This window comes from Mesorhizobium sp. WSM4898, from assembly GCF_029625845.1.
Classification (GTDB): domain Bacteria; phylum Pseudomonadota; class Alphaproteobacteria; order Rhizobiales; family Rhizobiaceae; genus Mesorhizobium.
In genome coordinates, this window is sequence record NZ_JARTVQ010000001.1 from 543,425 (window position 1) to 561,119 (window position 17,695).

Here is a 17,695-nt window from a genome sequence, read left to right on the forward strand (position 1 = left end):
CAGTCAACCGGCACCCGCAAGGATGGGAACGCGTCCGGCGCCGGCGAGCGCCCGCGTCGGGTCGCCCATCTCAGATCGCCCGTCTCAGATCGCCTTGAAGGCCAGCACGGCATTGGTGCCGCCGAAGGCAAAACTGTTGCTCAGTGCTGCGCGCACCTTGCGCTCGCGCGCCACATTCGGCGTCACGTCGAGATCGCATTCGGGGTCCGGCTCGCGGAAATTTGCAGTCGGCGGCACGATGGCGTCGCGGATCGCCATGACGCAGGCGATCATCTCCAGCCCGCCCGAGGCGCCAAGGCAATGCGCATGCATCGACTTGGTCGAGGAGACCGAGAGTGCGCTCACATGCTCGCCGAAGACGCGTTTGATCGCCGCGGTCTCGATCTGGTCGTTGGCCTTGGTGCCGGTGCCATGCGCATTGAGATAGTCGACGTCCTCGGGATTGAGCCCTGCATCCACCAGGCAGAAGCGCATCGCCGCTTCCGGTCCCTCGACGGTCGGCGCGACGATGTCGGAGGCATCGGCCGAGAGGCCCGCGCCGGCGATCTCGGCAAGGATAGTGGCGCCGCGCGCCATTGCGTGGTCGTAGCTTTCCAGCACCGCCATGCCGGCGCCTTCGCCGAGCGACAGGCCCTGGCGGTCGGCAGAGAACGGCCGGCAGGTGTCGGGCGAGAGCACGCGCAGCGCCTCCCAGCCCTTGAGCACGCCCCAGACCAGCGGCGCCTCGGTGCCGCCGGCGACCATGACGTCGGCGCGGCCGAGCCGGATCTGGTCGACGGCCGAGGCGATGGCATGATTGGCCGACGCGCAGGCCGAAGTGACGCCGAACACGGGTCCGCGCAGGCCGAGACTCATGCTGACCTGGCCGGCGGCCGCGCCTGGCATAACCTTCGGCACGGTGAAGATAGCAGCGCGGTTGCGCCCCTCGATCAGGATCGCGCGGTAATTCTCCTCGATCGTTTCGAAGCCGGCGACGCCAACGCCGACAACGGCACCCATCCGATAGGTGTTGTCGGTATGCGCGACCAGTCCGGACTGCCGCATCGCTTCGCGCGCCGCGATCACCGCCAGCAGGCTGAAGCGGTCCATCGACACCACCTGCTTGCGGTCGATGCCGTGATCGGGCAACGCCTTGATTTCGGAGCCGACCTTGACCTTCAGGTCATGCAGCGAAGGATTGTCGATCGGGCCGATTGCCGAGCGGCCGGCGCGCATGGCGTCCCAGATCGCCGGCACATCGGTGCCGAGCCCGCATATTCCGCCAATGCCGGTGATGACGACGCGCTTGAGCATGCAGTCAGGCTTTTTTCGCGATCAGTTCGCGAACCGCCTCGACCATGTCGCCGACGTTCTTGAGGTTGCTCCAGGCGTCGACCGTGTTCATCTCGATCTCGATGCCGTACTTCTCCTCGAGATCGAAGATGATCTCGGTCAATTCCAGCGAATGGATCCCCAGCGTGTTGAGATCCGTGCTCGGCGTGATTTCTTCGCCGCCAGGTTCGGCATGCGCTTTGATCTTTTCGATGATTTCGGTCGTCAGCTGGTCAGCCATTCGGTTCCTTCCCCTGTCGTTTTCCGACGCCAACTGATCAGCGCCCCTGTGTCCCCGGATTCACAAACGTCGTCGCCCCTTACCTCGCCAGGAATCCGTGTGACCGCTCCAAGGTGGCTCCCTCTATAGAAACCGAAACGATGTCAAGCAACAAGCTATATATCGACAAAGCCGGTGGAGTGCTTAACGTTGGCGCCGTGGACACGATCGACGATATCCTGATTTCGCTGCCTGCCGCGCAACGTGTTGCCGGGCGAGGCAGGCTTTTCTGCGGCAAGAGCGGCGGCAGGACCCGCCTTCAACGTCTCTATCAGGACGGATCGGCGAAGATTCGCATGCCGGCGGTGCAAGGCGACCCGCTCGAGGCCGTGCTGATCAACACGGCCGGTGGGCTGACCGGCGGCGACCGGCTTGGCTGGGAGATCGAGGTCGGCGAGGGCGCCTCGGCATCGATCACCACCCAGGCCTGCGAGAAGATCTATCGCGCCGCATCCGACCGGGCCGAGACGAAGGTCAGCCTCACGGTTGGCGCCGGCGGCAGCATTGCCTGGCTGCCGCAGGAAACCATCGTTTTCAACCGCGCGGTCTTTGCCCGCGCGCTGCATGTCGAGCTGGCGGTCGAGGCCGAGGCGCTGCTCCTGGAGGCGACGCTGTTCGGCCGGCTTGCGATGGGCGAACGGACGGTCCTGGGCAATTTCCATGACCGCTGGCGGGTTCGCCAGGGTGGCAGGCTCATCCACGCCGAGGACTTTCGTATCGGCCCGGATATCGCGGCCGGGCTCCAGCGCCAGGCCGTGGCCGGTGGCGCGCTTGCAATTGCAACGATGCTTCTCGTCTCCCCGCGTGCGGAAACCATGCTGGAGCCTGCCCGCGCGATTATCGGTGATCGGGGTGGCGCCAGTTTCTGGAGCGTCGGGCAATCTGGCAAGCTTCTTGCGAGGCTCACCGCCGGCGACGGCTACCAGCTCCGCAAGCGGCTGGTTCCGCTCGTCGAGCTGCTCAACGGACGGGCTGGCCTGCCCAAATTATGGTCACTTTGACCTTCGAATACTTTGATCTTGAGTACCGAGAAGACGCATGAACCTGACGCCGCGTGAAAAGGACAAGCTGCTGATCGCCATGGCGGCGATCGTGGCGCGCAAGCGAATGGAACGCGGCGTCAAGCTCAACCACCCCGAGGCGATCGCGCTGATCACCGATTTCGTCGTTGAGGGCGCCCGCGACGGCCGCTCGGTGGCCGAGCTGATGGAAGCCGGCGCCCATGTCGTCACGCGCGCCCAGGTCATGGACGGCATTGCCGAGATGATCCACGACGTCCAGGTCGAGGCGACATTTCCCGACGGCACCAAGCTGGTGACCGTGCACGAACCGATCCGGTGAGAAGGATCCAATGCTGGAACTCAGACCCAATTGCGAATGCTGCGACAAGGATCTGCCGCCGGAGGCGGCGGATGCGCTGATCTGCACCTTCGAATGCACCTTCTGCGCCGATTGTGCGCAAAATGTTCTCGGCGGTGTCTGCCCGAACTGCGGCGGCAATTTCGCGCCGCGGCCGATTCGGCCGGCGGCAAAGTTGAAAAAATACCCGGCCTCGACCAAGCGCGTGCTCAAGGCCGGGGGCTGCGGCCCCCGCAAGGCCGCATGAGTCGGCAATTTGAAGAGGGCCCGCCCATGATTTCCGCTTCGACGAAACGCACCGCGCTTGCCGCGATCCTCTTCCTGGCGGCGGCGATGCCGGCTTACGCCCATGTCGGCGTTGGCACGACCTCGTCCTTCACGGCGGGCTTCATGCACCCGCTGTCGGGCCTCGACCATATGACCGTCATGATCGCGGTCGGCCTGTGGGCGGCGATGAAAGGCAGCAGGGCGGTGTGGGCATGGCCGCTCGCCTTCGTCGGCGTGATGGTGGCGGGCGCAGCAGTCGGCATGCTGCAGGTTCCGGTGCCTTTCGTCGAGCTTGGTATTCTCGCTTCGGTCGTGGCCCTCGGGTTGCTGGTGGCGCTGGCGGTCGACCTGCCGGTCTCGGCGGGTGTGGCCATGATCGGCCTGTTCGCCCTGTTCCACGGCCATGCGCATGGCACTGAAGTGCCGGAGAATGCCGGCGGCCTCGAATATATGGCGGGTTTCGCCGTGGCGACGGCGCTTCTTCATGGCATCGGCATCGCGGCCGCACTCGGTCTTGGGCTCCGCTTCCGCGCCCTGGCGCGTCTTGCCGGCGCCGCCTGCGCGACGGTCGGCGCCGGCCTTGCCTTCGGCGTGCTGTGAGGCCGCGATGATCCCCGGCGAAATCATTACGGCAAAGGGCGACATCGAGTTGAACAAGGGCCTGCCGACGGTGACGCTCAAGGTCGCCAACAGCGGCGACCGTCCGATTCAGGTCGGCAGCCACTATCATTTCTTCGAGACCAATGAGGGGCTGAAATTCGACCGCGAACGCGCCCGCGGCATGCGGCTCGACATCGCTGCCGGCACGGCCATGCGCTTCGAGCCGGGCCAGGAACGTGACGTCACGCTGGTGCCGCTCGGCGGCAAGCGCGAGGTCTATGGATTTCAGCAGAAGGTGATGGGCAAGCTGTGAGGCGTGGCGGCGCGCTCAAATCACTTCGGCGGCTTGGCGGCCGCGTAGATGACGACCTTCCCGGGATTGTCGAACTCGACGGCAAGCACGTCCTCGGCCTGCACGCGCCGCGAATCGATGGCGTTGAAGACCAGGGCGTTCGCTTCGATCTCCTGCCGCAGCTCCGCGACGTCTTCCTGATGCTGCCTCACCTTGTTCTCGATCGCAGGCGGCGGCCCGCCTTCGCTGCGCGCGGCATCCGTCAGGAAAACGATATCGACGGTATCCAGCTTGGTCGTCTTGCGCACGGTGCCGATATTGTCGCGCGTGCGGTCGATGGCGGTGATGACCTTGCCGGTCTCCGTCTTCGACAACGCCTCCTCCTGCCGCACGTCGGAATCGACGATCGTCGCGCCCGGCTTGGTGCTATCCAGTGGCGGCTTGCCGTCCGCAGGCTGCGCGGGAAACGCTGGGGCGGCGACCACGAGAAGCATGGCCACCACAAGGGCTGGAAAGACAAGGGCTGGAAATCCTGTTCCGGGGCACGGGGCGCTCGCCATCGCTCGCTCCTGGTTGAACTTGTGGCGGGGCGAAAAAGGCGAAACGAGTCCTGTCGGCGGGAGGTTCCGTTTGCGATGATGCTGACGGGCCTGCAACCGGCCCGCCAGCATTGGTCGTCAGCTCGCCTTCTTGGTGATCAGCGTCAGCGCGCCGTTGGGTTGCAGGCTGGCGGCGATCACCTGCGCCGAGCTCATCCCCTTGGCTTCGAGCGCGGACTTCACCTTGGGTGTCGCGTCGATCGATTTGCGCAAGGTCTGCAGGCCGGCGTCGCCGCGTTGCGCCACGATCTGATTGACCTGCGTCTGCGTGTCCTTTGGCAGTTCCGTAATATCGACGATGCTGACGCTCTCGATCGTTGGCGGCTTGGGCGCGGCGGCAGCAGGTGCCGCAGGCGCCGGGCTCGGCTGCGGCGCGGGCTGCTGCTGCGCGCCGGCCGCACCCGCCATCATCAAGCTGGCGGCGGCCGCGAAAAGTATCGTCTTTCGCATGGATATTCCTTCCCTCGGTTTGGAAAACGGTCGTTTTGGGCTGACTCGGTCACCTCAACCGCCAAATGGGATCGGAAGGTGTCGTCGAGCGGGTCATTGCATGACCATTGGATGGCGACAATGTGCGCTCCGCGCCCACACAAACTCGCTTTTGGGAGCAATCGCTGATGGCAAGAATTTCCCGTCCCGCCTATGCGCAGATGTACGGCCCCACGGTCGGCGACAAGGTGCGGCTTGCCGACACCGAGCTCTTCATCGAGGTCGAGAAGGATTTCACCGTCCGTGGCGAGGAAGTGAAATTCGGCGGCGGCAAGGTCATCCGCGACGGCATGGGCCAGAGCCAGGTATCCAGGGCGGGCGGTGCCGTCGATACCGTCATCACCAACGCCCTGGTCGTCGACGCGCTCGCCGGGGTCGTCAAGGCCGATATCGGCCTGAAGGACGGTCGCATCGCTGCGATCGGCAAGGCAGGCAATCCGGACACCCAGGAGGGCGTCACCATCATCATCGGTCCGGGCACCGAGATCATCGCCGGCGAAGGCAAGATCCTGACGGCCGGCGGCTTCGACGCGCATATCCACTTCATCTGCCCGCAGCAGATCGAGGAAGCGCTGATGAGCGGCATCACCACGATGCTCGGCGGCGGCACCGGTCCGGCGCACGGCACCTTGGCCACCACCTGCACTCCCGGCCCCTGGCACATGGCGCGCATGATCCAGTCTTTCGACGCTTTCCCGATGAATATCGGGCTGTCCGGCAAGGGCAATGCCTCAAAGCCGGCAGCGCTGGAGGAAATGGTGCTCGCCGGCGCCTGCTCGCTGAAGCTGCATGAGGATTGGGGCACGACGCCGGCCGCGATCGACTGCTGCCTTTCGGTCGCCGACGACTATGACGTGCAGGTGATGATCCACACTGACACGCTGAACGAGTCCGGGTTTGTCGAGAACACGGTTGCCGCGATCAAGGGCCGCACCATCCACGCCTTCCATACCGAGGGCGCCGGCGGCGGCCATGCGCCCGATATCATCAAGGTCTGCGGCCTGCCCAACGTCATCCCGTCATCGACCAACCCGACGCGGCCTTACACGGTCAACACCCTGGCCGAACATCTCGACATGCTGATGGTTTGCCATCATTTGTCGCCGTCGATTCCCGAGGACATCGCCTTTGCCGAAAGCCGCATCCGCAAGGAGACGATCGCGGCCGAGGACATCCTGCACGACATCGGCGCCTTCTCGATCATCTCCTCCGACAGCCAGGCCATGGGCCGCGTCGGCGAGGTGGCCATCCGCTGCTGGCAGACCGCCGACAAGATGAAGCGCCAGCGCGGTGCGCTGGCTGAGGAGACGGGCGACAACGACAATTTCCGGGTCCGCCGCTATATCGCCAAATACACCATCAACCCGGCGATCGCGCATGGCCTGTCGAAGGAGATCGGCTCCGTGACGGCCGGGAAACGCGCTGATCTCGTGCTGTGGAACCCGGCCTTCTTCGGCGTGAAGCCGGAGATGGTGCTGGTAGGCGGCACAATCGCCGCCGCCCCGATGGGCGATCCCAACGCATCGATCCCGACGCCGCAGCCGATGCACTACCGGCCGATGTTCGGCGCCTACGGCAAGGCGCTGACCAACTCCGCGGTCACCTTCGTCTCCAAGGCGGCTTTTGATGCCGGCTTGCAGGGCAGGCTTGGCGTAGAGAAGGCGATGGTCGCGGTCGAGAACACGCGCGGCGGCATCGGCAAGCATTCGATGGTGCTCAACGACGCCACGCCGCACGTCGAGGTCGACCCGGAAACCTATGAGGTGCGCGCCGACGGCGAGCACTTGACCTGCGCGCCGGCGACCGTGCTGCCGATGGCGCAACGGTATTTTCTGTTTTAGCGCTACCGCATTTCATTCGTCCTGCGGCTCTTCGACCTCATCGCCTGATCGCCATTGGGCTGATGGCTTGGATGGTCTAGGCTCCGGGAAAAGGCAGGATTCGAACCATGTACAAGGCCGTCGGATCACGAGGTTCCCGGGTCAGCCGCGTGCTCTGGATGCTCGAGGAGCTCGGGCAATCCTATGAGTTCGTAGAGGTGAAGCTGCGCTCGCCCGAGACCTATGCGCTGAACCCTTCCGGCAAGGTGCCGATCCTGATCGACGGCGAGCTGACGATCACTGATTCGGCGGCGATCTGCGTCTATCTGGCGCACAAGCATGCCGATAAGGGAATGGGCGCCGATCCCGGGCTCGCCGGCCGCGCCGAGTTGGATTCTTGGATGCATTTCGCGCAGAGCGAGTTCGAAGCGCCGCTGTGGAACAAATTGCGCCACCGCTTCATCCTGCCCAAGGAGCTGCGCGTCGATGTCGGCCCTGCCGCCGCCCATGATTTCGCTTCGGAAGTCAAGGCACTAGACCGCCGGCTCGGCGACAAGCCTTTTGCGCTCGGCGACCGCTTTTCCGCCGTCGACGTTCTGCTCGGCGATATGGGTGGTTGGGCGCGCGCCGGCCGGTTCCCGGTCGACTCAGATCGCGTCAACGCCTATTTCGATCGCGTGCTGTCGCGACCCGCCCGGGCGCGGGCGCAAGCCAATGGCGGAGCCATGAAATGAAGCTCAACATCAACACCGATTTCACCAAATTTCCGCGCGCCGTCTCGGTGCTCCCGGCCGGCGAGGGCGGAGCGGCGACACCTTTCGACAAGGCTATCTTGACGCATGACGAGCGGCATCTGCGCCGCCGCGCCATCGAAACCGCCGGCGGCGACAGGGTGTTGGTCGATCTGCCCGAGCCGGTGGCGCTCGGCAATGGCGACCGGCTGGTGCTGGAGGACGGCCGCCAGCTCGAGATCGTCGCCGCGCCCGAAGAGGTCTACGACATCCGCGCCCGCGACACCGTGCATCTCACCGAGCTTGCCTGGCATATCGGCAACCGCCACCTCGCGGCGGCAATCGAGGCGGACCGTATCCTCATCCTGCGCGACCATGTCATCAAAGCGATGCTGGAGGGGCTCGGCGCCAGGGTCCGCGAGGTGCTGGAACCGTTCAGTCCCGTGCGCGGCGCCTATTCCGGACATGGCCACGACCATGGCCATGCGCATGATCATCACGGCCACGACCATCACGATCATGATCACGCGCATGGCCATCATGACCACGACCACGATCACCATCATCATCATGACTGACCAGCCGTCCGGTACCGCACTGCTGCGGCTGATGGCCTGGCTGTCGCCGTCCTTTCCGGTCGGCGGCTTCTCCTACAGTCACGGTATCGAGCGCGCCGTGCATGACGGACTAGTCGCCGATCGCCGGGATCTCGCCGAGTGGCTGGGGACGCTGGTCGAGATGGGCTCGGGCTGGAACGATGCGGTGCTGTTTGCCGAAAGCTGGCGGCGTGCGCGTGACGGCGGCGATATCGCCGAAGTTGCCGCGCTTGCCGAGGCGCTTGCCGGATCGCAGGAGCGTCACGTGGAAACCATGCTCCAAGGCGCCGCCTTCCAAAAAGCCGCCTCTGCCTGGCCTTGTCATGCGCTCGAGCGGCTGCCTGCGGAGTGCCCCTATTGCGTCGCTGTCGGCGCGATCGCTGGCAGCGATGGCATCGCCTTGGCGGACGCGCTGTCGGCCTTCCTGCAGGCCTTCTTCTCCAACCTCGTGCAGGCCGCTATCCGGCTCGGCGTTGTAGGACAGGTCGATGCCACCGCTTTGTTAGCCGGCTTCGAACCGTTGGCGCTCGCGACAGCTGCTCGCGCCGCGAACTCCACGCTCGATGACCTCGGCGGCTCGGCCTTGATATCCGACATTGCGGCGATGAAGCACGAAACCCAATATTCGCGTCTGTTCCGCTCATGATCATACTTGCCTTTGTCCTCTCCCTCATCCTGCTGCTGATCACCACGCTGCATGTCTATTGGGGCATAGGCGGCATCTGGCCGGGAAAGGACGCGAAATCCTGCGCCCGCGCCGTCGTCGGCTTTCGCGGCGTGGATGACATGCCCTCGCCCGTCGCGAGCTTTGCCGTCGCCGCGTGCCTGGCGCTCGCGACGCTATGGCCGCTGGCCCTTGAAGGCGTCTTCGCCTCGCCCTTTCCCAGGCAGGGCCTTGCCGCTACCGCGCTGCTCTTCGGCATCGTCTTCTTCGGGCGAGGCATAGCCGGCTTCACCCCCTGGTGGCGCGGGCTGACGCCGGAGCAGCCTTTCGCACGGCTCGACCAGCGCCTCTACTCGCCGCTCTGCCTGTTGATCGGGCTGGGCTTCGCAATCCTCGCCATCACGGAGTTTCCGGCATGAGCCAAGCCAATGGTCCCCTGCGCATCGGTATCGGCGGTCCCGTCGGTTCCGGCAAGACGACGCTCACCGAAAAGCTCTGCAAGGCGCTGCGCGACAGGTTCTCGATCGCCGTCGTCACCAACGACATCTACACCAAGGAAGACGCCATGATGCTGGCGCGCCTGCAGGCGCTGCCGGAGGAGCGCATCGTCGGCGTGGAGACCGGCGGCTGTCCGCACACGGCCATCCGCGAGGACGCCTCGATCAATTTGCGGGCGATCGCCGAGCTGCACCGCAAATTCCCCGACCTCGACATCGTCTTCATCGAATCCGGCGGCGACAATCTCGCCGCCACCTTCTCGCCGGACCTTGCCGATCTGACCCTCTATGTCATTTCCGTTTGCCAGGGCGAGGAGATACCGCGCAAGGGCGGCCCGGCCATCACCCGCTCAGACTTCCTCGTCATCAACAAGAGCGATCTGGCGCCCTATGTGAACGTCAACCTGGACGTCATGCAGGCGGACGCCGCCCGCATGCGCGGCAAGCGGCCATTCGGCTTCACCGATCTGTCGCGCGGCAAGGGTCTGCAGGAGGTGATCGAGTTCATCGTCGAGCTGGGCGGGCTGCAATCGGCACGGCCTGCCGCCTGACCCATCAGTTTGCGGTTGCTGGCAGCCGCCATGCACGGCATGCTCGGCCAAACCGGAGGATTTTCGATGAGCCTTGCCCGTCTGCAGAAGGAAACGCTGACCAACCTGCCTTATTACCAGGAGCGGGTCGATCTCGCCGCCGCCTTCCGCTGGACGGCGCGGCTCAACATGCATGAGGCGGTCGCCAATCATTTCTCGCTGTCGGTCAACGAGGACGGCACGAAGTTCCTGATGAACCCGAACCAGGTGCATTTCTCGCGTATCAAGGCGAGCGATCTGCTTTTGATCGACGCCAACGATCCCGAAACGCTCTCCGGCCCCAACGCGCCCGACCCGACGGCTTGGGGCCTGCACGGCGCCATCCACCGCAACGTGCCGCATGCGCGCTGCGCCATGCATGTGCATTCGATCCACACCACGGTGCTTGCCTCGCTGGCCGACTCCACCTTGCCGCCGATCGACCAGAACTCGGCCATGTTCTTCAATCGTCATGTCGTGGACCCTCATTATGGCGGGCTGGCCTTCGAAGAGGAGGGCGAGCGCTGCTCAAGACTGCTCGTCGATCCCAAGGTCAAGGTGATGGTCATGGGCAATCACGGCGTGATGGTCATCGGGGATTCTGTCGCCGACACCTTCAATCGCATGTTCTATTTCGAGCGTGCCGCCGAGACCTACATCAAGGCGCTGTGGACCGGTCGGCCGCTGCGCACGCTCTCCGACGAGATCGCGGAAAAGACGGCGAGCGAGATGGACGACTATCCCGGGCAGGCCGAGCGCCACCTTGCCGAACTGAAGGCAATCCTCGACGAGGAAGAGCCGGTCTACAGGAACTGAGCTCCGCGGTTGTGGGTGACGCTGGAGGCTTGGCTTTCGCTTATTTTCGAAGCCGGGCGCTGCCCCTCACACTCTCCCCGTGAAGCACGGAGAGAGGGAAATCGCAGCGTCGGAGCGTGTCCCTTCTCCCCGTAGTCACCGGGAGAAGGTGCCGGCAGGCGGATGAGGGGCAGCGTCGAGGCCTGGAAAGTCTATTCAGAGACCCAATTGCGCCCGCAGTTCCTCGGCGCTGTTGATGACGATTGCGCCGGGCGGCCCTTCCATCGGCGCTTCCGGCCAGAAAATCGTCTTCATGCCGGCAGCCAGGCCGGCCATCGCGCCGGTGCGGCTGTCGTCGACCGCGACCGCGTCGGCCGGATCGATGCCGGCGAGATAAGCCGCGCGCAGGAAGGGTTCCGCATGCGGCTTGCCTTGGCGTACGTCGTTTCGGCTCACCGTGTACATGCCGGGATAGACGAGACCGACCGCGCCGAGATTGGCGTCGACGATCAGCCGGTCCGAATTGGACACCACCGCCTGCTCGACGCCTAGCGCGCGCAATTCGTTGAACACCTCGATCGCGCCGGGCCGCGGCTTGAGCGTCTCGGCCATCGGCAGATAGTGGTCGTATTTGCGCACGATCCAGTCATCGAAGTGCAGGTCGAGGCCGAACTGGTCGCGCAGCATTTCGTAGACCGGCCATGCCGCGACGCCCAGCACCCGTTCGTGCAGGTCGGTCGGCGGCGTGATGCCGACGCTGCGCAAAGCCGCCACAAGTGCTGCCTCGTGCAGCGGCTCGCTGTCGACCAGCGTGCCGTCCATGTCCCAGAAAACCGCTTTCGGCGTCATGCAAGGCTCCTTTTGCCGATCCCTTAATGGGTTTCCGGTCAGAGATAAACCGCTCTCCCGGCAAATGGTTGAGGCGAGCGCGAATGGTGCCATCCTTGGTCGGCAGGGGCGCAAGCAATTGCTCTTTCAATTGACAATTGCGCAGGGCCGCTTTCGCTGTAATCTAGAGGGCCGCTATTGTCGGGCTTGGGGAGGCAGAATGTGAACGCGCGACAGGAAACCGGCAGCACCAGGTTGGACGACGCCGCGCGCGCCGGCTGGCTCTACTATGTTGCCGGCAATACCCAGGATCAGATCGCCGCCAAGCTCGGTATTTCCAGGCAGACGGCGCAGCGGCTCGTCTCGCTGGCGATGTCGGAAGGGCTGATCAAGGTCCGCGTCGATCATCCGATCGCCAATTGTCTCGACCTTGCCGCGCGGCTGAAGTCGCGTTTCGCGCTCGATCTCGTCGAGGTGGTGCCGAGCGATCCGACCTCGTCCTCGACGACGATCGGTGTCGCCGAGGCGGCGGCTGCCGAAATCGAGCGGCGGCTGCGCTCCGCCGCCCCCATCGTCATGGCCATCGGCACCGGGCGCACCCTGAAGGCGGCGATCGAGCTGTTGCCGCCGATGGAGTGCCCGCAGCACAAGGTGGTGTCCTTGACCGGCAACATCTCGCCCGACGGCTCGGCCGCCTTCTACAACGTCATCTTCACCATGGCCGATCGGGTCAAGGCGCGCTCCTTCCCGATGCCGCTGCCGGTCATCGCCTCCTCGCCGGAAGAGCGCGACATGCTGCTCAGCCAGCCAATGATCCAGCCGACGCTGGCGCTGGCCGCGGAAGCCGACGTCACCTTCGTCGGCATCGGCGATCTCGGCCCGAAGGCGCCGCTCTACGAGGACGGCTTCATCTCGGAAGGGGAACTGAAGGCGCTGCAGAAAGCCGGCGGCGTCGCCGAGATTGTCGGCTGGGTTTTCGACCGCGAAGGCCGCATGATCGAAGGCATCACCAACGACCGCGTTTCGTCCGCCGCCTTGCCGTCACGCGAGAAGTCCTTGGTCATCGCGCTTGCCATGGGCGAGCGCAAGCTGCCGGGCATCCTCGCCGCCGTGAACCGGCGTTTGGTCAACGGCCTCATCACCGACGAACGGACAGCCACCGCCCTGCTCGGCGGCGCGTGATCGTGATCCTGGGCTCGGGCCGAATCTGACGCGACGAGCCGTTGGCGATAAAAAGAAACCCGGCTATTTGTAGCGTCCATGCGGATCGTTGCCATCGAGGAAGCCCATGTCCCGCTGCAGGTGCTCCGACAGTTCTCGCACATCGACATAGCCGCGCCTGTGGCTGGCGAACCACGAGAATTCCCGCGCCAGCAGCGAAATCCATCCATGTATTGGGGTCGAATCGAATTTTTCCTGCATCGGGGTCATGATCGTCAGCCTTCGCTATGCTTGAACTGGAGTGATCGTCGACCCCAAATATCGGGCTGATCGGCACGTGCCTCCAATCAAACGTCGATCATGACCCATAAAGAGGCCTTATGCCCGATCTGAGCTCCCGGCAGAATGTCCAGCTCCCGCCCCTGCAGGCGATTCGGGTGTTCGAGGCCGTGGCCAGACACCTCTCCTTCACCAAGGCTGCCGAGGAGCTCGGCATGACCCAGGCCGCCGCGAGCTATCAGATCAAGCTTCTGGAAGAGCGCATCGGCGCGCCGCTGTTCCTGCGCCGTCCACGGCAGATCGAGCTGACCGAACCCGGCCAGCGTCTTGCGCCGGCTGTCAGCGAGGCATTCGCGCTGCTGAGCGGCGCCTATGCGGCCGCCCGAGCCGGCGCCGACGGCGTGCTTTGCGTTTCCACCCTGCTCACCTTCGCCTCGAACTGGCTGGCGCAGCATCTGGGATCCTTTCAGGTCGCGCACCCCTCGCTTGCCGTGCGTGTCGACACCTCGAACCGAGTCGTCGATTTCGCGCGTGAGGACGTCGACATCGCCATCCGCTCCGGCGGCGGCAAATGGCCCGGCGTGGAAACGCATAAGCTGTTCAGGGCCGACTTCACCCCGGTGCTCAGCCCCAGGCTTGCGGCGAGCATCGGCGGCGTCAAGGAGCCCGCCGACCTGCTCAAGCTCCCCATCCTCGATCCCGGCGACATCTGGTGGCAGGAATGGTTCGCGCTCGCCGGCCTGCCCGCGGAGGAACTCGCCAGCCGTCCCGGCACCAGCATGGGCGCGCAGGCCTATGAGGCCAATGCCGCGATGGCCGGGCAAGGTGTTGCGATCGTCACCAGCGCCCTGTTCAAGAACGAGCTTGCCGACGGCCGGCTGATCCAGCCCTTCGATCTCGTCGGCGACGACGGCCACGCCTACTGGCTGGTCTATCCCACGGCCCGGCGCAACGTGCCGAAGATCCGCGCCTTCCGCGATTGGATTCTCTCCGAGATCGCCTGCCAGTAGCCCGACATCACAGCCTGCCGTCTCCGCTACGCATCGCCCAGACGGGCGCGACATCGATTTGTGCTGCGCTGCAGCATCGATTCCGGCTTGACATAATTCACACTTAGTGAGTAATTGCCCACAGCCAAAGCAAATGCTCATCTTGGTTTTAGGGAGGAATTGATGAAACTTCGCACGCTCACCCTGGGCCTGTTGTCGGCCAGCGCCCTTGCATTCGCCGCGCATGCCGAATCCATCACCATCGCCACCGTCAACAATGGCGACATGGTCCGCATGCAGAAGCTGACGGACGACTTCACGAAGGCCAATCCCGACATCCAGCTCAACTGGGTCACGCTCGAAGAGAACGTGCTGCGCGAGCGCGTCACCACCGACATCGCCACCAAGGGTGGCCAGTACGACGTCTTGACCATCGGCACTTACGAGGTTCCGATCTGGGCCAAGCAGAGCTGGCTCTTGCCGCTCGAGAAGCTCGGCGACGACTACGACGTCAAGGACATCATCCCGGCCATTGCCGGCGGCCTTTCGGTCGACGGCAAGCTCTATGCCGCGCCCTTCTACGGCGAGAGCTCCTTCGTCATGTACCGCAAGGACCTGATGGAGAAGGCGGGGCTCAAAATGCCCGACGCGCCGACCTGGGACTTCATCAAGGAGGCCGCCGACAAGATGACCGATCGGGCCAATGGCGTGAACGGCATCTGCCTGCGCGGCAAGGCCGGCTGGGGCGAGAACATGGCCTTCCTGACCGCCGTGTCGAACTCCTTCGGCGCCCGCTGGTTCGATGAGAACTGGAAGCCGCAATTCGACCAGCCGGAATGGAAGAACACGCTGCAGTTCTATGTCGACCTGATGAAGGCAGACGGTCCTGAGGGCGCGTCCTCCAACGGCTTCAACGAGAATCTTGCGCTCTTCCAGCAGGGCAAGTGCGGCATGTGGATCGATGCCACCGTCGCCGCGTCCTTCGTCTCCGACCCGAAGGCCTCGCAGGTCGCCGACAAGGTCGGCTATGCGCTGGCGCCCGACAAGGGTCTCGGCAAGCGCGGCAACTGGCTGTGGGCATGGTCTCTCGCTATCCCCGCCGGCACCAAGAAGGCGGACGCCGCCGAGAAGTTCGTCTCCTGGGCGACCTCGAAACACTACCTCGAACTGGTGGCTTCGAAGGAAGGCTGGGCCAACGTTCCGCCCGGAACGCGGACCTCGCTCTACAACAATCCGGAGTACCAGAAGGCAGCGCCCTTCGCGAAGATGACGCTGGACTCCATCAATGCCGCCGACCCGACGCATCCGACCGTCAAGCCGGTGCCCTATGTCGGCGTGCAGTTCGTGGCCATTCCGGAATTCCAGGGCCTCGGCACCACCGTCGGCCAGCTCTTCTCCGCCGCCCTTGCCGGCCAGTCGAGCGTCGATGATGCGCTGAAGCAGGCCCAGGACGCGGCGACTGCCGCGATGACCGAAGGCGGCTACCTCAAGTAAGGCTCCTCCCGGTGCCGAACGCCGGTAGCGGATCATGACCGGCATAGGCCGCCCGAAACCCAGTTCGGGCGGCCACCTTTGCAATCAGGAATTCTGGCACAAGTCTAAATCCGGCTGACCTTGGGAGGGTGACCGTCATGGCTACTCAGCAAACCCGTTCGCTTGCCCGTTTCATGATGGCGCCGTCGGTGATCCTGTTGTTCGTCTGGATGATCGTGCCACTGGTCTTTACGCTGTGGTTCTCGTTCCTCCAGTACAACCCGCTCAATCCGATCCGCGATGGGTTCGTCTGGTTCGCCAATTACAAGCTCTTCTACTCCAACCCCGCCTTCCTGCAGTCGATCATCAATACACTGACCATCGTCGTCAGTGTCCTGGCCATCACCGTGATTGGCGGCATCCTTTTGGCGCTGCTGCTCGACCAGCCGATCTGGGGTCAGGGCTTCGTGCGCATCCTGGTCATCTCGCCGTTCTTCGTCATGCCGCCGGTGGCGGCGCTTGTCTGGAAGAACATGATCATGCACCCGCAATACGGCGTCTTTGCCGATATTGCCCGCTTCTTCGGCGCCAACCCGATCGACTGGTTCGGTCAGCACCCGCTGACCGCCGTCATCCTGATCGTCGCCTGGCAATGGCTGCCCTTCGCGACGCTGATCCTGCTCACCTCGCTCCAATCGCTTGACGGTGAGCAGAAAGAGGCGGCCGAGATGGATGGCGCCGGCTTCCTCAGCCGCTTCTGGTATCTGACGCTGCCGCACATGTCGCGCGCCATCACCGTCGTCATCCTGATCCAGACCATCTTCCTGCTCTCGGTCTATGCCGAGATCCTGGTCACCACCAATGGCGGTCCCGGCTACGCCTCCACCAACCTGCCGTTCCTCGTCTACCAGAAGGCGCTCTTGGAATTCAAAATCGGCCAGGCGTCGGCAGGCGGCGTCATCGCGGTCATTCTCGCCAACATCGTCGCCTTCTTCGTCATGCGCGCGGTCGGCAGGAACCTGGACAAGTAGGGGCAAGACGATGCCACTTGCGCTGAACCACCCCCACTCCGTCCCGCTGCGCGGGACACCTCTCCCCCAGCCCGGGGGAGAGGAAACGCCTGCATCGAAGCCCCGCGCTTCCTCTACCCCGTCGATCGGGGGAGAGGTGGTTTGCGCAGCAAACCGGAGTGGGGGTCGTCGACCCTGCCGCCAACATCGCCGATACGGGAGGACCTGACATGGCACGCGCAGTCACCAGCCAGCACAAGACGATCGCAACAGTCGCGGCCTGGGTCGTCGCCCTGCTGATCTTCTTCCCGATCCTTTATACGATCATCACATCCTTCAAGTCGGAGCAGGAGGCGATCCAGGGCTTCGCCCTGATCCCGTCGGGCACCACCGAAAGCTACTCCGAGGTGCAGGCGCAGAGCGGCTATTTCAAGTTCTTCCTCAATTCGGTGATCCTGTCGGTCGGCTCGACCGTCCTTGCGCTCATCGTCGCCGTGCCGGCGGCCTGGTCGATGGCCTTCTCGCCGACCAAGCGGACCAAGGACATCCTGATGTGGATGCTCTCCACCAAGATGATGCCGGCCGTCGCCGTGCTGTTCCCGATCTATCTGATCTTCCGCGACACCGGCCTGCTCGACAGCCGCATCGGCCTCACCATCATGCTGATGCTGATCAACCTGCCGATCGTGGTCTGGATGCTCTACACCTATTTCCGCGAGATCCCGGGCGAGATCCTCGAAGCGGCGCGCATGGACGGCGCCTCCCTGTGGAACGAGATCATCTATGTGCTGACGCCCATGGCCGTTCCCGGCATTGCCTCGACCATGCTCTTGAACATCATCCTGGCCTGGAACGAGGCGTTCTGGACGATCCGCCTGACCACCACCGAGGCCGCACCGCTCACCGCCTTCATCAGCTCCTTCTCCAGTCCGCAGGGCCTGTTCTGGGCCAAGCTCTCGGCCGCCTCGACATTGGCGATCGCGCCGATTCTGATCATGGGCTGGTTCAGCCAGAAGCAGCTGGTGCGCGGCCTGACCTTTGGCGCCGTGAAGTAAACCGTAAGCGGCGGGCGAAATCCGGGGAGGA

23 protein-coding genes are annotated in these 17,695 nt (G+C 64.3%); 17 read left to right on the forward strand and 6 right to left on the reverse strand.

Annotated elements, in window-relative coordinates; all coding sequences use genetic code 11:
* Positions 1 to 84: 84 nt before the first annotated feature.
* Together P9228_RS02765 and P9228_RS02770 are read right to left on the reverse strand one after the other, a co-directional pair.
* Positions 85 to 1,293 carry a beta-ketoacyl-[acyl-carrier-protein] synthase family protein gene (locus tag P9228_RS02765; RefSeq protein ID WP_067323955.1) on the reverse strand — a complete coding sequence of 403 codons (1,209 nt, stop codon included), beginning with the start codon at positions 1,291 to 1,293 and terminating at the stop codon, positions 85 to 87.
* 4 nt (positions 1,294 to 1,297) lie between these two features.
* Entirely contained in the window at positions 1,298 to 1,552 is a 255-nt protein-coding gene (locus tag P9228_RS02770) for an acyl carrier protein (RefSeq protein ID WP_040975089.1), read from the reverse strand.
* A gap of 197 nt (positions 1,553 to 1,749) precedes the next feature.
* On the opposite strand from P9228_RS02770, the gene P9228_RS02775 reads away from it, so the two are divergent.
* The 5 genes from P9228_RS02775 to P9228_RS02795 are packed head-to-tail and all read left to right on the forward strand — an operon-like array spanning position 1,750 to position 4,130.
* Entirely contained in the window at positions 1,750 to 2,592 is an 843-nt protein-coding gene (locus P9228_RS02775; protein ID WP_278052876.1) for an urease accessory protein UreD, read from the forward strand.
* A gap of 37 nt (positions 2,593 to 2,629) precedes the next feature.
* Positions 2,630 to 2,932: an urease subunit gamma gene (locus P9228_RS02780; protein WP_066999125.1), complete on the forward strand. Its 303-nt coding sequence runs from the start codon at positions 2,630 to 2,632 to the stop codon at positions 2,930 to 2,932.
* A gap of 10 nt (positions 2,933 to 2,942) precedes the next feature.
* Entirely contained in the window at positions 2,943 to 3,197 is a 255-nt protein-coding gene (locus P9228_RS02785) for a DUF1272 domain-containing protein (protein WP_067323959.1), read from the forward strand.
* A gap of 26 nt (positions 3,198 to 3,223) precedes the next feature.
* Complete coding sequence (locus tag P9228_RS02790) at positions 3,224 to 3,817, forward strand: HupE/UreJ family protein (protein WP_278052288.1); 594 nt, start codon at positions 3,224 to 3,226, stop codon at positions 3,815 to 3,817.
* Between the two features lie 7 nt (positions 3,818 to 3,824).
* Entirely contained in the window at positions 3,825 to 4,130 is a 306-nt protein-coding gene (locus tag P9228_RS02795; protein ID WP_095825540.1) for an urease subunit beta, read from the forward strand.
* Positions 4,131 to 4,150: 20 nt separating this feature from the next.
* On the opposite strand, the gene P9228_RS02800 is transcribed toward P9228_RS02795, so the two are convergent.
* Together P9228_RS02800 and P9228_RS02805 are read right to left on the reverse strand one after the other, a co-directional pair.
* Positions 4,151 to 4,669: a hypothetical protein gene (locus P9228_RS02800; protein ID WP_278052290.1), complete on the reverse strand. Its 519-nt coding sequence runs from the start codon at positions 4,667 to 4,669 to the stop codon at positions 4,151 to 4,153.
* A 117-nt stretch (positions 4,670 to 4,786) separates the two neighbouring features.
* Positions 4,787 to 5,158: a hypothetical protein gene (locus P9228_RS02805; RefSeq protein WP_278052291.1), complete on the reverse strand. Its 372-nt coding sequence runs from the start codon at positions 5,156 to 5,158 to the stop codon at positions 4,787 to 4,789.
* Between the two features lie 164 nt (positions 5,159 to 5,322).
* On the opposite strand from P9228_RS02805, the gene ureC reads away from it, so the two are divergent.
* The 7 genes from ureC (at position 5,323) to P9228_RS02840 (ending at position 10,890) form a co-directional block, all read left to right on the forward strand.
* A complete protein-coding gene (gene ureC, locus P9228_RS02810) occupies positions 5,323 to 7,038 on the forward strand; it encodes an urease subunit alpha (protein ID WP_278052877.1) in 1,716 nt (571 codons plus the stop codon).
* Between the two features lie 107 nt (positions 7,039 to 7,145).
* Positions 7,146 to 7,751, forward strand: coding sequence for a glutathione S-transferase family protein (locus P9228_RS02815; RefSeq protein ID WP_278052293.1), 606 nt, complete (start codon positions 7,146 to 7,148; stop codon positions 7,749 to 7,751).
* Positions 7,748 to 8,326, forward strand: a complete 579-nt coding sequence (gene ureE, locus P9228_RS02820; RefSeq protein WP_067323973.1) for an urease accessory protein UreE — start codon at positions 7,748 to 7,750, stop codon at positions 8,324 to 8,326. Before P9228_RS02815 ends, ureE begins: the two co-directional genes overlap by 4 nt.
* Positions 8,268 to 8,990 carry an urease accessory protein UreF gene (locus P9228_RS02825; protein ID WP_278052878.1) on the forward strand — a complete coding sequence of 241 codons (723 nt, stop codon included), beginning with the start codon at positions 8,268 to 8,270 and terminating at the stop codon, positions 8,988 to 8,990. Before ureE ends, P9228_RS02825 begins: the two co-directional genes overlap by 59 nt.
* On the forward strand, positions 8,987 to 9,427 hold the full coding sequence (locus P9228_RS02830) for a DUF3995 domain-containing protein (RefSeq protein WP_127247898.1): 441 nt from the start codon (positions 8,987 to 8,989) through the stop codon (positions 9,425 to 9,427). Before P9228_RS02825 ends, P9228_RS02830 begins: the two co-directional genes overlap by 4 nt.
* The gene (gene ureG / locus P9228_RS02835; protein WP_066999151.1) at positions 9,424 to 10,056 is read left to right on the forward strand and encodes an urease accessory protein UreG; all 633 of its coding nucleotides are present in this window, start codon (positions 9,424 to 9,426) and stop codon (positions 10,054 to 10,056) included. Before P9228_RS02830 ends, ureG begins: the two co-directional genes overlap by 4 nt.
* A 66-nt stretch (positions 10,057 to 10,122) precedes the next feature.
* Positions 10,123 to 10,890 carry a class II aldolase and adducin N-terminal domain-containing protein gene (locus P9228_RS02840; protein WP_278052299.1) on the forward strand — a complete coding sequence of 256 codons (768 nt, stop codon included), beginning with the start codon at positions 10,123 to 10,125 and terminating at the stop codon, positions 10,888 to 10,890.
* Positions 10,891 to 11,085: 195 nt separating this feature from the next.
* Here P9228_RS02840 and P9228_RS02845 read toward each other — a convergent pair whose 3' ends face one another.
* Entirely contained in the window at positions 11,086 to 11,718 is a 633-nt protein-coding gene (locus tag P9228_RS02845; RefSeq protein ID WP_278052301.1) for an HAD family phosphatase, read from the reverse strand.
* Between the two features lie 201 nt (positions 11,719 to 11,919).
* Between P9228_RS02845 and P9228_RS02850 the strand changes: the two genes are divergently transcribed.
* A complete protein-coding gene (locus P9228_RS02850) occupies positions 11,920 to 12,879 on the forward strand; it encodes a sugar-binding transcriptional regulator (RefSeq protein ID WP_066999158.1) in 960 nt (319 codons plus the stop codon).
* Positions 12,880 to 12,942: 63 nt separating this feature from the next.
* Here the strand turns inward: P9228_RS02850 and P9228_RS02855 are convergent, their stop codons facing one another.
* Positions 12,943 to 13,128, reverse strand: coding sequence for a hypothetical protein (locus tag P9228_RS02855; RefSeq protein ID WP_278052304.1), 186 nt, complete (start codon positions 13,126 to 13,128; stop codon positions 12,943 to 12,945).
* 110 nt (positions 13,129 to 13,238) lie between these two features.
* On the opposite strand from P9228_RS02855, the gene gcvA reads away from it, so the two are divergent.
* The 4 genes from gcvA (at position 13,239) to P9228_RS02875 (ending at position 17,664) form a co-directional block, all read left to right on the forward strand.
* Complete coding sequence (gcvA, locus tag P9228_RS02860) at positions 13,239 to 14,147, forward strand: transcriptional regulator GcvA (RefSeq protein ID WP_278052305.1); 909 nt, start codon at positions 13,239 to 13,241, stop codon at positions 14,145 to 14,147.
* 162 nt (positions 14,148 to 14,309) lie between these two features.
* Positions 14,310 to 15,620, forward strand: coding sequence for a sugar ABC transporter substrate-binding protein (locus tag P9228_RS02865; RefSeq protein WP_278052306.1), 1,311 nt, complete (start codon positions 14,310 to 14,312; stop codon positions 15,618 to 15,620).
* Between the two features lie 137 nt (positions 15,621 to 15,757).
* Positions 15,758 to 16,630, forward strand: coding sequence for a sugar ABC transporter permease (locus P9228_RS02870; protein ID WP_067324684.1), 873 nt, complete (start codon positions 15,758 to 15,760; stop codon positions 16,628 to 16,630).
* A 209-nt stretch (positions 16,631 to 16,839) separates the two neighbouring features.
* Positions 16,840 to 17,664, forward strand: a complete 825-nt coding sequence (locus P9228_RS02875; RefSeq protein ID WP_278052307.1) for a carbohydrate ABC transporter permease — start codon at positions 16,840 to 16,842, stop codon at positions 17,662 to 17,664.
* The last annotated feature ends 31 nt before the right edge of the window (positions 17,665 to 17,695 follow it).

Excerpts from the sequence above, each read along its gene's own strand:
- P9228_RS02765 (WP_067323955.1), bottom strand. The coding sequence starts at position 1,293 with ATGCTCAAGCGCGTCGTCATCACCGGCATTGGCGGAATATGCGGGCTC.
- P9228_RS02770 (WP_040975089.1), bottom strand. The coding sequence starts at position 1,552 with ATGGCTGACCAGCTGACGACCGAAATCATCGAAAAGATCAAAGCGCAT.
- P9228_RS02780 (WP_066999125.1), top strand. The coding sequence starts at position 2,630 with ATGAACCTGACGCCGCGTGAAAAGGACAAGCTGCTGATCGCCATGGCG.
- P9228_RS02785 (WP_067323959.1), top strand. The coding sequence starts at position 2,943 with ATGCTGGAACTCAGACCCAATTGCGAATGCTGCGACAAGGATCTGCCG.
- P9228_RS02790 (WP_278052288.1), top strand. The coding sequence starts at position 3,224 with ATGATTTCCGCTTCGACGAAACGCACCGCGCTTGCCGCGATCCTCTTC.
- P9228_RS02795 (WP_095825540.1), top strand. The coding sequence starts at position 3,825 with ATGATCCCCGGCGAAATCATTACGGCAAAGGGCGACATCGAGTTGAAC.
- P9228_RS02800 (WP_278052290.1), bottom strand. The coding sequence starts at position 4,669 with ATGGCGAGCGCCCCGTGCCCCGGAACAGGATTTCCAGCCCTTGTCTTT.
- P9228_RS02805 (WP_278052291.1), bottom strand. The coding sequence starts at position 5,158 with ATGCGAAAGACGATACTTTTCGCGGCCGCCGCCAGCTTGATGATGGCG.
- P9228_RS02815 (WP_278052293.1), top strand. The coding sequence starts at position 7,146 with ATGTACAAGGCCGTCGGATCACGAGGTTCCCGGGTCAGCCGCGTGCTC.
- ureE (WP_067323973.1), top strand. The coding sequence starts at position 7,748 with ATGAAGCTCAACATCAACACCGATTTCACCAAATTTCCGCGCGCCGTC.
- P9228_RS02825 (WP_278052878.1), top strand. The coding sequence starts at position 8,268 with ATGATCACGCGCATGGCCATCATGACCACGACCACGATCACCATCATC.
- P9228_RS02830 (WP_127247898.1), top strand. The coding sequence starts at position 8,987 with ATGATCATACTTGCCTTTGTCCTCTCCCTCATCCTGCTGCTGATCACC.
- ureG (WP_066999151.1), top strand. The coding sequence starts at position 9,424 with ATGAGCCAAGCCAATGGTCCCCTGCGCATCGGTATCGGCGGTCCCGTC.
- P9228_RS02840 (WP_278052299.1), top strand. The coding sequence starts at position 10,123 with ATGAGCCTTGCCCGTCTGCAGAAGGAAACGCTGACCAACCTGCCTTAT.
- P9228_RS02845 (WP_278052301.1), bottom strand. The coding sequence starts at position 11,718 with ATGACGCCGAAAGCGGTTTTCTGGGACATGGACGGCACGCTGGTCGAC.
- P9228_RS02855 (WP_278052304.1), bottom strand. The coding sequence starts at position 13,128 with ATGACCCCGATGCAGGAAAAATTCGATTCGACCCCAATACATGGATGG.
- gcvA (WP_278052305.1), top strand. The coding sequence starts at position 13,239 with ATGCCCGATCTGAGCTCCCGGCAGAATGTCCAGCTCCCGCCCCTGCAG.
- P9228_RS02865 (WP_278052306.1), top strand. The coding sequence starts at position 14,310 with ATGAAACTTCGCACGCTCACCCTGGGCCTGTTGTCGGCCAGCGCCCTT.
- P9228_RS02870 (WP_067324684.1), top strand. The coding sequence starts at position 15,758 with ATGGCTACTCAGCAAACCCGTTCGCTTGCCCGTTTCATGATGGCGCCG.
- P9228_RS02875 (WP_278052307.1), top strand. The coding sequence starts at position 16,840 with ATGGCACGCGCAGTCACCAGCCAGCACAAGACGATCGCAACAGTCGCG.